The sequence below is a fragment of the Vibrio sp. L5-1 genome (assembly GCF_021728315.1).
GTDB lineage: Bacteria > Pseudomonadota > Gammaproteobacteria > Enterobacterales > Vibrionaceae > Vibrio > Vibrio splendidus_K.
The window spans coordinates 1,027,613-1,039,918 of record NZ_JAKKCQ010000001.1; the positions used below are offsets into that span (position 1 = coordinate 1,027,613).

Sequence of the window (12,306 nt, forward strand, 5' to 3'; positions counted from 1 at the left end):
TGTGGCGACTTAGTATTTAACATGCTGGGGTGGTTGATGAGATAAGCATACCTCCCAAACCCAATCGTACGACTTAATAAAGTGGCTTCGAGTTTGTACAACACTCGGGATTTAGACCGCGCAAAACCTTAATCCTTACTTGTTATCCGCATCAGGCAAAATCTAAATTTTTAACCTTATTAAAGAGATAATTAATGACCCAGAGGTAAGGAAACATAGTGACTAATAATAAAAAGTACTCAAAGGAGCTAAACCAAAAGTTGGACCATTCGATGTTAGCCCCTATTAACAAGTTTAAAATTATTAGCGGTAGCATAACTCCAGCAACTAAATTAAATGCAATTAACATTATTACTTTTAGCGTTGTGTCTTTAACTTTGAATGTTTGATTGTACGTTGTGAAACTAGTCAAAGATTCTAACAATGTTGGAATAACTTCCTGCTGAACAAGATGTGCTTTTTCAAAAAAACCAACAAATATAGACTCAAAATCCATAACCCTACTGACATGTGGTTGATGAAATTGCTTCCATATTCTTTCACGCTCAGACTCTGGAATATTAGCTGACTGTTTCTCAAACATTTCTGTTTGTTCTTTCATTTGTTGGTTTTTCTTAAATTCCACTCCTTTACGCGCTAACGTTATTATAGCGCGACTACTCGTACTCCATGTCCAGCACAAATAACCAACGATTCTTTGCATTTCATGAATGCGCTCTAAATCAAGATCTTGATTGCAATTTAGTACAACCTTTTCAGTCTGCGCCTGAACGTGGACCATATTATTATTCCAAAACGGGTATGTGGTGAAAATTGTACTTAATAATAAAAACAATTCATCACAAGCCTCTATGACTTCTTCAGGGTTTGGTTCTCGCTGAAACTCACTACGTGGGATGCCATACTTTTCTTCATAGTCGAGATACGAATAGAATGAAGTTACTTGTCGTAGCAACTCCTTGCCATTCTCATCCCAATCTAAATTACCATCACCTGTTACAAATCTATTTCCACCTCCAAATCTCATAGCACTTGGAGATGTTAAGTTAATACTTTGCTTAAGCGCAGAATCAAGCTTCTCTTTAGCATCATTAACCTTTTGATAAGCATAGATAGCAAATGCAGAAAAGAAGGCTGCTACAACACCAATAACAGTTACATGGATAGCTGGAAGTGCCTCTAATATTGGTGAACTCAATTTATACCCCTTAAAACTACTAATAAATGACATAGACTTCCCCTTACCATGGCACCATGTCTGATTACTCTTATTTCTGCGGTATCGACCTAGCTAAAAACCACTTTAGTGTTCATGTCGTAGACCAAAAAGGTAAGGTTATACTTCACAAGTCAGCAACCCGCACTAACCCACTGACTACAATAGCAAATGTGCTACTCAAGCGTATAGCTATTGATGTGTGTAGTGGTATACATTCTTGGGAAAGGGCACTCTGAATTATGCCGTAGCTATCTCCAAAACAGTCCGACACCTTTTCTCGATAACACAGAGTCTTGATGGCTTCTGTCTGACAAGGTTGTCTGATATGGTGGCGGCAGAACTTCAGCAATTGTTTAGATAGTATTGAATATGAAAACACTAACCATACTTGATGGCGGCATGGGCCGAGAACTCAAAGAAATCGGCGCGCCATTTTCTCAACCGCTTTGGAGTGCTCAAGCGCTGATTGAAGCACCCGACTTTGTTAGCCAAGCGCATCAAAACTTTGTCGATGCAGGTGCTGAAATCCTGATCACCAATAGCTATGCCTGTGTACCTTTTCATTTGGGTGAAAGACTCTTTGAACAACGAGGCTTTGAACTAGCCGCACTGTCTGGAGAACTGGCTAAAGCGGTTGCTGACAATGCTTCTCACACCGTGAAAGTGGCGGGCGCGATTCCACCGCCATTTGGCAGCTACCGACCAGACTTATTTAAGGTCGAAGAGGCCGCGCCAATCATCCAAACACTTTACGATGCACAAGATCCAAACATCGACCTTTGGATAGCAGAAACCATCTGTAGCCTGCAAGAATTCGAATCCATTCATTCGGTACTCAAGCAATCAAGCAAACCTTGTTACTACGCATTCAGTTTGGAAGACACCAAGGACGATTGTGCCAATATTCGTTCTGGCGAGAGCGTAACAGACGCGATCAAACTTGCCTGCCAATCGAACGCAAAAGGCATTATGTTTAACTGCTCAGTGCCTGAAGTGATGGATCAAGCCATTATCGATGCTAAGAAAGTGATCGATGAGCTAGGCCGTGATTTAGAAATTGGTGTCTACGCCAACAATTTTGCGCCTATCAGCAACGAACATGAAGCGAATGATATGTTTCAGGAGATGCGTGAGCTGGATGGCCAAGGTTACTTAACTTATGTAAAACGCTGGCACGCATTGGGTGCGAATATTGTCGGTGGCTGTTGTGGCATCGGGCCAAAACACATTCAAGCCCTAGCCGATTGGAAACGCTCCCTACAGAGCTAATCCGGAGCTTCAGCTAGAATAAAATAAATAGAGAACAGGTTGAGAAATCTGTTCTCTATTTGTATGTGGCGCCTCTGAGTACACTGATACAAAACAACGATTTGGAGCAACTGATGAGCGACACGCAACGAAAAATTAAATGGGGCATCGCAGGGCTAGGCAATATCGCCAATCGATTCGCAACAGCTGTAACAGAGCACTGTCTGCATGGTGAACTTTATGCGGTTGCCGCGAGAGACCATAAACGCGCAGCCACGTTCGCCAACAAGTTTGGTTGCGACAAGGCTTATGGCTCTTATGAAGAAATGGCGCATGACCCAAATGTTGAAGCGGTTTACATCGCCACCGTTCACCCGTACCACCAGCCACTCGCTGAACTGTTTCTAAAGAACAATAAGCACGTATTGGTCGAGAAGCCGGCTTTTACCAACCTTGCTGACTGGCTTGAGATGAAAGCCCTTGCGAAACAAAATGGCGTGATGCTGTTAGAAGCGATGAAAACCGTGGTGTTTCCCGCGTATCGTGAGCTCCAATCATTCTTGGTCGATAACCACATTCAAATAGATTCAATCGAAGCCAACTTTGGTAACCATCACGACTATGAGCCCGATTTGTTTATCTTCAATCCGGATTTGTCAGGCGGAGCAACACTCGATGTTGGGGTCTATGGGCTTTGGTTCTTCTACGATCTGTGTCGAACACTGGGTGTGACCCCTTCAAAACCTCAGGTAGAGATGTCATGTCTGTATGAGGGGGCGAATGTTGATACCGATGCGTGCTTTACCTTCTCTGGTGATATAAACGGTAAGATATCGGCATCAACAGTGCAAAACCTTACCCGATCAGCACACTTGACTGGGCCCAACACTAAGATCACCATTCACGAAAAATGGTGGAATCCGGCCTTTATTGAGATTGAACATCAAGGGCAGAAGTCGACCATCAACAAACGAGTGACGGGCAATGGGTTCGAATTTGAAATCGACCATTTTTCAGATTTGGTGCTTCAAGGCAAAACTGAATCGGATATCCTAAGCTCAGAGGTAACCTCTCAAGTGCTCGATACGATGGAGAAAGCACTCATTGACTCTGGCTATAAACATTTAACTCAACCTCATCGTTAGGAAAAGCAAATTGGGCAACCTTAAGCGCAAGCTTGAACTGTATGAAAAGATATTTCAGGCTTTTGGGCCTGGAGTATCACATTGTCAGGTCAACCAACTGGCCACACTGCTGCACGTGAGTGAACGTCACGTTCAAACCTTACTCAAAGCGATGACAGCACAAGGCTGGATTGAGTGGCACGCCAGCTCAGGCCGCAGCAAGAAGGCACAACTCACGTGTCTGGTTGAGCCCATTGAGGCGTGTTACCAATACGCACAAACCCAAGCTGACGCAGGCAACATCGAACAGGTGTTTAGCACCTTGAGCTTTAATGGCCGCAATGCTGGCGCTGAGTTACAAGCCTTTCTAAGCAATACCAATCCGTCGGCGCAGAATATCGCGTATATCCCATTTCACCGAGAACTCGAAGCGCTTCACCCTCAACGAGTACTTAGACGCACCGAACGTTTCTTAGTGATGCAAACTTGCCAACGCCTAACCTCCGTTAAGCACGGCAAACTCAGCGGCGATCTGGCTTATAATTGGCAACCTAATGAAGATGCGACACAGTGGCACTTTCAAATTCGCAATGGCGTTCAGTTCCATAACGGTCGAACACTCGAACCTCAAGACATAGCACGCAACCTTAACTCGCTAATTCAAAGCAAAATATGGCGTCGCTGTTATCAGCATATTGATGAGGTCTCTGTCTCGACTGGTAATGTGGTTGTCGTGAAATTGAATCAACCTGATTGGCATTTACCGCGCTTACTTGCCAGAGTTGAAGCCTCCATATTTGATCACTCATCACCGACTGAAAGGCTGATTGGATCTGGCGCGTTCTCATTAGACATATTCTCGAGCAAGATGTTGAGATTGAGCCGCAATAGCGCGTATTCACACAGTACACCCATTCTCAATCGAGTCGAATTGTGGGTCTATCCAGAATGGGCACAGAGCAAAGCTTGCGCTCAAAATCAGGTGTGCGTGAAACTGCCCGAGAAAACGATCACCGTGCGTGGCGATGACCATTCTTCTCAACCGGATTTCGGCTCAACGTTTTTCAAAATTCAGAACCCAACATTGTCGAAAACCATTCGTGAATTCACTGTTGAAGACACCTCTGAATGCCAAACCCTTTTCGAGCAATTGTCAGTATCCGGCGACAGCAAAACCAGCGTGGAATATGGACACTACCTACCTAACTACCTAACTACCAAAGACGTCGCGCTGTGCAGCATTATTGATGAGAACGACACCTTCACTTCGTGGTTAAGCTTTTTCATTCGCTTTCCGTTTGAGGACTTAGCTCTGCCTGCTGAAATGCTAGAGACAATCCAACAAGGCTTAGCCTCAATAAGAAACCAGCCAAACTTTGAGTTAGCGATGAATGCAGTGTTGGCACTGAAGCATTGGTTGAATGATTCAGGGATTGTGGTTGAGCTCAAGCAAGAGGCGTTCAACTTAGAGGTTTCTGAAAAGATACACGGCGCGCAAGTGAATGGTTTCGGTTGGTGTGAGCTCGACAAGCTGTGGATTAGCCATTTGTCAGTCTAGCCATTTGTAAATCTAGTCGTGTTCAAAATAAGTCATTAGGCACAGAGACTTATCTTTAACACTCCCCTGCCAATAGCAAAGAAATGGGATGCTAATGTACTCTCGAAGTGAGACTCCACAAATATAAGCACAAACTAAATAGCCCCAATAAGAAGGTAAACCATGACTCGACACCTAACAGGCTCATTACTGTTTCTTTGCACACTCTCTTTTAACAGCATGGCAAGCACCCAATGCGACGCGCTAACAGGCTGTGAAAAGAAGTTCTGTGAGATTGAATATCAGATAAAGAAAGCGGAACAGTACGACAATCAGTACAAAGTAGAGCGATTAACCACCGCACTGAAAGCTGCGAAAGACAACTGCACCAATGAAGGGTTGAAGAATGAGCTCCGCGAGAAGATTGAATCCAATGAACAAGATTTAGCTGAATACCAAGCCGACTTAGAAGAAGCAAAACAAGACGATAGAGCGGATAAGATTCGAAAATATGAGGGTAAGATCGAAAAAGAACTGGGTAAAATCGATGAATTGAAACAAGAACTGGCTCAGATTCCTTAATCGATAATTTAAACAAAAATGGTCTTACTGCTTAGTAAGACCATTGAAAAAATACCGCTTTTTGACGACCTCAAGAATCAACCTAGCCAACGCCAGCCGTTATTATCCCACCAGTGCCAATTCAGACTCTTTATAAATCCGGTTAGCCACTTTGTATGCCGCAGGTGACGTTAGTGTCTCTTTGCATCTGTGCTTAAACTGCTCGACTTCAATCGTTTGTTCTTCCAGTAAATAGTACAACTCACTCAAGTAGTTAGCTTCAAACACAGCTTGACCAAGTGGTGTGCATTCGTATCGGCTCGACTCTTGGTAGCCAATTGCGGTCAACACTGATTCTGGCAGCTCCCAGAACTTAGCAATGGTGTAAGTCAGGCGAATTGAATAGCTGTTCATCAGGCGCTTCAATGCTAATGAGTTAGGTGGAACAGAAGGATCAATATGCTTGAAGGCTTCTACCATCATTTGGAAAATGATCATCTTGCCTAAGTTGCGAATTAACCCAACAAAATACGCCGCCGCTTGTTCTTCTTGTGATGAAGAGTCTTTCATCAACTCCTTAGAAAAAGACGCGGTTTGAACGCTGTGATTCCAAATTTTCTCACCGAAATGACGCCAGTAAATATTGTTGCCCGGCGTGAAGTTCTTCATGTAGCTATTCACAACCCCTTCAACAAGTCCTTGAGAACCCATATTTAGGAATGCTGTTTTTAGGTCGGTTACCTGTTTTTCACTACGTTTGTAGAATGCGCTGTTAGCCAGTTTAATCACATCGGCTGCCATGCTCGGCTCGCGCTCAATTACTTTTAGCAATGCATCTACGTCAAATTCATCACTCTGTAATTCTGCCATTAATGTGGTCACAGAGGCTGGCATCACTGGCAATTCATTGAGCAAGGCTTTTGGAGAGCGAATCAAACGTTCGATCTGACAAGCAACAAAATCACTAAATGGGTCTGACTCTGTTCGCAGGCGAGACTCTCCAAACAAGTAATCAAGGAACTCACCATCGTGAAGGCTAAGCGTCTTATCAACGATTAATGATGATGGTTGAGCTGACGACGGCGGAACAAAGGTTGAAGACTGAACGGAATCAGTAGCAACGGTTTGTTGTTGCTCTTTTTGAACAGGCTCTGCAGAGGGTTTGTTTTTTGGATCAACAAAAGGTGAGAATAATGCCTGTAATACCCTTTTAAACATCAATACGGCTCCTAGATGAATACAACATAGATAGGGATATATAACGGGGGTGATTATCGCACAGACAACTCATAAACCATACAGTGACAATTTAATCACTAACTATTCAACTGTATAGGATCTGTTACTCAACAGCCTGCGAGACTAGGCCTCCTGTATTCGTCAGAAACAAAAAAGCGAGCACATAACACTGGCTCGCTCTTACATAGGTTAGATGTGTGGCACTGTCTGAAGTTAGCTCTGGGACACTTCCAATACAATCTTACCGACATGCTTTTTCTTCAAGAAGTCGTCTTGTGCTTTGTGGATATCAGCGAGCGGATAAGACTGCGCGACGATTGCTTCGATCTGCTGTTTCTCGATACGATTGACTAGATTCTGGAACACTTGTGGTTCTAAAACCGTACAACCAAAAAAGCTGAGATCTTTGAGATACAAAGTTCGTACATCGAGCTCGACCATAGCGCCACCAATTGCGCCAGATACGGCATAACGGCCACGGGGTTTCAGTACTTCAAGGAACTGAGGCCACTTGTCACCGGCAACTAAGTCGATAACCACATTGATGCTGTTTGCGCCTAACGCTTTAACCAGATCAGCATCACGAGCAACCACTTCATCTGCGCCAAGTTCAAGTAACTGTTGGTTTTTACTTGGGCTAGTAATGGCAATCACATAAGCACCGCGAGCTTTCGCCAGTTGTATAGCAGCCGAGCCCACACCACCCGATGCGCCAGAAATAAGCACGCGATCACCTTCGGTTACGTTGGCACGGGTTAGCATGTTTTCTGCTGTCGAGTAAGAGCACGGGAAAGACGCTAGATCAACATCCGACATAGTGCTGTTCACCTCATAAGCGTGTTTCGCGGCCACTTTGGTGTACTCCGCAAAGCCACCATCGCACTCCGAACCAAAATACCATGGTTGTGGTAAATCTCGCCCGTAAACTTCCGTCAAACAAGGTTCGATCAGTACACGTTCCCCAATACGATCAGCAGAGATTTCATTACCTACCGCCACGATAAAACCACACACATCAGCGCCTTGGATACGAGGAAACTGCAACGCTTCACCCGACCAACTTGCGTCGTCTGAGTCATCACTTTTTGAGTACCAGCCGATTCGAGTGTTGATATCCGTATTGTTCACGCCCGCAGCCATCACTTTGATCAGCACTTCATTAGGTTCAATTTCAGGAACAGCGATATCTTCACGGTAACCAAGCATTTCTGCTCCGCCGTGTCCTAACATCTCTACGCCTTTCATTGTTTTTGGTAATTCGAATTTCATCGTGTTTCCTTGAGTAATTTTGTCACCATATTCTGTGCTGATATCACCGCTTCTTCGCCTAATACTGGCCACGCGCTTGATACACCTTCATGAAGTAGAAAAAGCTCTGAAGCCAGATCATCTCGTTGACTCTGCTTACCCAGAAGTGCTTTTACTTCTCGTTTATGTTCAGTAACAGCTTGGTTAATTATCTCGTTGTCAGGAAAAGCCGCCATCGCATTCATCGACATACAACCGTGCGGCGCATACTCTTCCATCCACTGTTGTAACTTGTTGAAGATATCAAGCATCGACTCAAGGCCACCAGCAGGTACATTTTCTAATAGGAAATTTAGGTAACGGTGATGACGGTGCTCTAAGGCGCCCACTATCATCGCTTCTTTCGATGGAAAATGTTTATAGAGCGTACGTAGGCTCACGTTACACGCCGTCTTCAGTTGAGCCACACTCGGCTCAGCAAACCCTTGTTGGCTAAACGCCACTTCAAGACTTGCTGCAATCTGTTCTCTTAACAAGCTGACCTCTTATACCTAACCAAAGGTAGAATGATTGTTCTACACATATAGTAGAGCGATCATTCTACCCATGTCAATGAGATCTTTTTATAGAGCCCTAAAAACAAAAAATCCCGCTTCTATCAAGAAGCAGGATTTTTATGTGTAAGCGTTAGTCGCTAATGTTCGAATGGTTACTTAGTGTAGAAAGCACGCTTGAGTGCAACTTCCAACCCGCGAACTTCGGCTAACCCTTTCAATCGGCCAATCGCCGAATAACCTGGGTTAGTGGTTTTCTTCAGGTCATCCAACATTTGATGCCCGTGATCCGGACGCATTGGAATTAAACGGTGATCGCCCACTTCTGCACGACGATTTTCTTCATCCAAAATTGCCATTACAACGTTGTACATGTCCACATCACCATCTAGGTGCGCTGCTTCGTGGAATGTCATTGGGTTGCTCTCTTCACGCTTAGTTGAACGCAGGTGCGTAAAGTAAATTCGGTCACCGTGCTTTTTGATCATATTAACCAGATCATTGTCGCCACGAACACCGTATGAACCCGTACACATCGTCAAGCCATTCATTTTGCTCGGTACATGTTCGGTCAACCAATCAATGTCTTCGATCGTTGAAACGATACGAGGCAAGCCTAGAATTGGACGCGGTGGATCGTCTGGGTGAACCGCCATCTTCAAACCACTCGCATCACAAATTGGCATCAACTCAGTAAGGAAGTAAGACATGTGCCCACGTAGCTTGTCTTTGTCGATTCCCGCATAGCGATCCAGCTGCACTTGAAACGCTTCAAGTGTGTAGCCTTCTTCAGCGCCTGGCAGGCCAGCGATGATGTTATTGGTCAGCTGTTGAATTTGCTCTGGCGTCATGTTGTTGAAGTAATCCAACGCTTGCGCTTGCTCTGACTCTGAATAGTCCGATTCTGCACCCGGGCGCTTCAAGATATGCAGCTCAAAGGCCGCAAATGCTATTTGGTCAAAGCGCAATGCGCGCGAGCCATCTGGCATTTCAAATTCTAAATCAGTGCGCGTCCAGTCCAACACTGGCATGAAGTTATAGCAAACTGTGTCAATGCCACACTCAGCAAGGTTAGACAGAGTTTGCTTATAGTTATCAATCCACTGCTGGTAATTGCCAGTTTGAGTTTTGATCTCTTCGTGCACAGGCACGCTTTCTACGACCGACCACGTTAAACCTTTCTCTTCGATAATGGCTTTACGCTTAAGGATTTCTTCTTTTGTCCAAACTTCACCATTTGGAATATGGTGCAGTGCATTCACAATACCAGTTGCGCCCGCTTGACGAATATCGTCTAGCGAAACTTGATCATTAGGGCCATACCAACGCCACGTTTGTTCCATGAGACTTACCTTTCTTTAAGACGCACTTAGCCGGCTCGAATTAATCAAGCTAAATGCAATAACGACTTCTTAATGGCAGCAATGACAATTACTGCCCGAGATAGTACCGGTCTACGCCGGTCTAAAGACGATTACCTATCTACAACCTAGTGATTGAGTCAGCTTTCAAGAGGAACCTTGTCACTGAATTCCACATTAGCTTCAGAACTAGCTTTCTGAGCTAAGCAGCACCACTGGGTTGGAACTAAATAAGTAACCATCAAAGTTTGGGTCATCAATGTCTGACAGCGCTAACAAACGCTGTTTAACATTCTCAAGGTGTTGCCACATTGCGTTCTTAGCAGCGACAGGGTCTTTGCGCTGTAAGGCTGCGAGGATACGAGCATGATCATCTAACCATTCTTCACGGTAATCTTGACCACTGATGTGAGAGTGGAGTTTATTCCACATTGGACTCTTTTCGCGTCGATCCCAGGATTGTTTCAACATATCTACCAGAACAGAGTTTTGAGTGGCCTCTGCAATACACATGTGAAATCTTTCATCTCCGCTGCAATCGGTGGTGCCGCTTGCAAGCTCTTCGCGCTCGAGTTCGAGTGCAGAGCGCATCTTAATGATGTCGCCCGGAGTGACCTGAGTTGCCGCAAACTCCGCGATATTACTTTCCAGTAATTGGCGGGCCTGCAGCATCTCGAATGGACCTGCGTCATCGCTGACCACATTCTCGCGAGAATGAGTTGGAATGTTCAGGACATAAACACCCGACCCTTTTTTCACCTCAACTAAGTTTTCAAGCTCCAGCATGATGATCGCTTCACGCACCACTGTGCGGCTTACATCTAGACGATCAGCAATATCGCGTTCTGGAGGTAATCGATCTCCAACCTTATACAGGCCTTCAATCAGTTCTCTTCTTAGTACTAACCCTATCTCCTGATAAGGTCTTTTCGGCTCGAAAGGCATCATGATGATATTGTCACTTCTTTCCATTGTATTTCTCTCGCCATCATAATGACCAAATATAATTGGTCAACCTCTATATCTTAAAATGCAGTAACACCTTGTTTTTGTATTACTATTTTTTCTATATTTGCTCGTTATTCAACAGACTGAATACGATCAATCAATGCGCTCAATTCTGGATCCGTTTTATCTAGCGCGTCATACATAGGTTGAACCGCGAGTGCGAACGCAGCCTTGTCTGGTTCCACAAAAGTAACGCCCATTTCCTCGGCTTTAGCGCGCTCTTTTGCTTCCGATTCAGCCCACAATTTTTTCATCAATTCAGATGAATCACTTGCCGCTTTCATTAGCGCATCTTGTTGTTCTGTAGTCAGTTTATCGTATGCTCTGGTTGAGATAACCAACACATCCGGAACCATCGTGTGCTCATCTAAGCTGAAGTATTTAGACACTTCACTGTGACGGCTCAAGCTGAAAGAAGGAATGTTATTTTCAGCCGCATCCACTACACCTTGCTGCAGTGCTGTGTACAACTCACCGTAAGCTAGTGGCGTTGGGTTACCGCCTAACGCTTTCACCATAGCAATTGCTGATGGGCTTGGTTGAACACGAACTTTCAAACCTTTCAGATCTTCTGGCGTGTTAATTGGCTTATTGGTATAGAAGCTACGCGCACCAGCGTCGTAGTAAGTCACACCAATAAAGCCGCTATCACGAGAAGAGTTAAGAATGTCACGGCCTACTTCACCATCAGTCACACTGTAGTAGTGCGCTTGATCGCGGAATAAGTAAGGCATGTTGAATGATGAATAAGCAGGAGAAAAAGCTTCTAGCTCAGCAGCATTACTTTTCACCATATCTAAAGCGCCGTTCTGCATCAGCTCCATAGATTCACGCTGTGTACCCAATTGAGCGTCAGGGTAAATACGAATACGCACCTCACCATCAGTCAATTCACGTACTTCTTTCGCCATAAACGTCATCGCTTCATGTACTGCATGGTCACGAGGGTGGTTATGGCTCAGTTTCAATGTTGTCGCTGCATAAGCAGAAGCTGTTGCTCCAAAAGTGAAAGCAGCACCGACAACCGCACTAATCAAAGTTTTACGCGTCATCATCATTCTTATTCTCCGTGGATTGGTTATCCAAAATGTAGGGTGTTTTTTGTTATGGGCTCATATTGGGGCTCAAAAAAGGAACCGTCAAAGCTGAAATTAAAATTGATTGACCAATATCACAATAAAAACCCATAAATTGGTCAACCAAAATC

11 protein-coding genes and 1 pseudogene are annotated in these 12,306 nt (G+C 44.5%); 5 read left to right on the forward strand and 7 right to left on the reverse strand.

Features of this window, described 5'->3' with window-relative positions; translation table 11 throughout:
- Nucleotides 1–151 precede the first annotated feature (151 nt).
- Nucleotides 152–1,231: a hypothetical protein gene (locus tag L3V35_RS04205; RefSeq protein ID WP_237298546.1), complete on the reverse strand. Its 1,080-nt coding sequence runs from the start codon at nucleotides 1,229–1,231 to the stop codon at nucleotides 152–154.
- Between the two features lie 23 nt (nucleotides 1,232–1,254).
- On the opposite strand from L3V35_RS04205, the pseudogene L3V35_RS04210 reads away from it, so the two are divergent.
- The 5 genes and pseudogenes from L3V35_RS04210 to L3V35_RS04230 form a co-directional block, all read left to right on the forward strand.
- Nucleotides 1,255–1,457 (forward strand): annotated as a pseudogene (locus L3V35_RS04210) (IS110 family transposase); the annotation flags it as partial.
- 131 nt (nucleotides 1,458–1,588) lie between these two features.
- On the forward strand, nucleotides 1,589–2,488 hold the full coding sequence (locus L3V35_RS04215; RefSeq protein WP_237298547.1) for a homocysteine S-methyltransferase family protein: 900 nt from the start codon (nucleotides 1,589–1,591) through the stop codon (nucleotides 2,486–2,488).
- 113 nt (nucleotides 2,489–2,601) lie between these two features.
- A complete protein-coding gene (locus L3V35_RS04220) occupies nucleotides 2,602–3,612 on the forward strand; it encodes a Gfo/Idh/MocA family oxidoreductase (protein ID WP_237298549.1) in 1,011 nt (336 codons plus the stop codon).
- 10 nt (nucleotides 3,613–3,622) lie between these two features.
- Nucleotides 3,623–5,149 (forward strand): SgrR family transcriptional regulator, encoded by a 1,527-nt coding sequence (locus L3V35_RS04225; RefSeq protein ID WP_237298551.1) that lies wholly within the window; start codon nucleotides 3,623–3,625, stop codon nucleotides 5,147–5,149.
- Nucleotides 5,150–5,311: 162 nt separating this feature from the next.
- Nucleotides 5,312–5,710, forward strand: a complete 399-nt coding sequence (locus L3V35_RS04230) for a DUF1090 domain-containing protein (protein ID WP_237298553.1) — start codon at nucleotides 5,312–5,314, stop codon at nucleotides 5,708–5,710.
- Nucleotides 5,711–5,812: 102 nt separating this feature from the next.
- Here the strand turns inward: L3V35_RS04230 and L3V35_RS04235 are convergent, their stop codons facing one another.
- The 6 genes from L3V35_RS04235 to L3V35_RS04260 form a co-directional block, all read right to left on the reverse strand.
- Entirely contained in the window at nucleotides 5,813–6,907 is a 1,095-nt protein-coding gene (locus L3V35_RS04235) for an HDOD domain-containing protein (RefSeq protein WP_237298554.1), read from the reverse strand.
- A 234-nt stretch (nucleotides 6,908–7,141) separates the two neighbouring features.
- The gene (locus tag L3V35_RS04240) at nucleotides 7,142–8,197 is read right to left on the reverse strand and encodes an alcohol dehydrogenase family protein (protein ID WP_237298556.1); all 1,056 of its coding nucleotides are present in this window, start codon (nucleotides 8,195–8,197) and stop codon (nucleotides 7,142–7,144) included.
- Nucleotides 8,194–8,712, reverse strand: a complete 519-nt coding sequence (locus L3V35_RS04245) for a TetR/AcrR family transcriptional regulator (protein WP_237298558.1) — start codon at nucleotides 8,710–8,712, stop codon at nucleotides 8,194–8,196. Before L3V35_RS04245 ends, L3V35_RS04240 begins: the two co-directional genes overlap by 4 nt.
- A 173-nt stretch (nucleotides 8,713–8,885) precedes the next feature.
- Nucleotides 8,886–10,073, reverse strand: a complete 1,188-nt coding sequence (uxuA, locus tag L3V35_RS04250; RefSeq protein WP_054545959.1) for a mannonate dehydratase — start codon at nucleotides 10,071–10,073, stop codon at nucleotides 8,886–8,888.
- Between the two features lie 207 nt (nucleotides 10,074–10,280).
- Complete coding sequence (locus L3V35_RS04255) at nucleotides 10,281–11,063, reverse strand: FCD domain-containing protein (RefSeq protein ID WP_054545960.1); 783 nt, start codon at nucleotides 11,061–11,063, stop codon at nucleotides 10,281–10,283.
- A 107-nt stretch (nucleotides 11,064–11,170) separates the two neighbouring features.
- The gene (locus L3V35_RS04260) at nucleotides 11,171–12,154 is read right to left on the reverse strand and encodes a TRAP transporter substrate-binding protein (RefSeq protein WP_054546316.1); all 984 of its coding nucleotides are present in this window, start codon (nucleotides 12,152–12,154) and stop codon (nucleotides 11,171–11,173) included.
- Nucleotides 12,155–12,306: the final 152 nt, after the last annotated feature.

Coding starts and splice junctions, on each gene's coding strand:
- L3V35_RS04205 (WP_237298546.1), bottom strand. CDS start 1,231: ATGTCATTTATTAGTAGTTTTAAGGGGTATAAATTGAGTTCACCAATA.
- L3V35_RS04215 (WP_237298547.1), top strand. CDS start 1,589: ATGAAAACACTAACCATACTTGATGGCGGCATGGGCCGAGAACTCAAA.
- L3V35_RS04220 (WP_237298549.1), top strand. CDS start 2,602: ATGAGCGACACGCAACGAAAAATTAAATGGGGCATCGCAGGGCTAGGC.
- L3V35_RS04230 (WP_237298553.1), top strand. CDS start 5,312: ATGACTCGACACCTAACAGGCTCATTACTGTTTCTTTGCACACTCTCT.
- L3V35_RS04235 (WP_237298554.1), bottom strand. CDS start 6,907: ATGTTTAAAAGGGTATTACAGGCATTATTCTCACCTTTTGTTGATCCA.
- L3V35_RS04240 (WP_237298556.1), bottom strand. CDS start 8,197: ATGAAATTCGAATTACCAAAAACAATGAAAGGCGTAGAGATGTTAGGA.
- uxuA (WP_054545959.1), bottom strand. CDS start 10,073: ATGGAACAAACGTGGCGTTGGTATGGCCCTAATGATCAAGTTTCGCTA.
- L3V35_RS04255 (WP_054545960.1), bottom strand. CDS start 11,063: ATGGAAAGAAGTGACAATATCATCATGATGCCTTTCGAGCCGAAAAGA.
- L3V35_RS04260 (WP_054546316.1), bottom strand. CDS start 12,154: ATGATGACGCGTAAAACTTTGATTAGTGCGGTTGTCGGTGCTGCTTTC.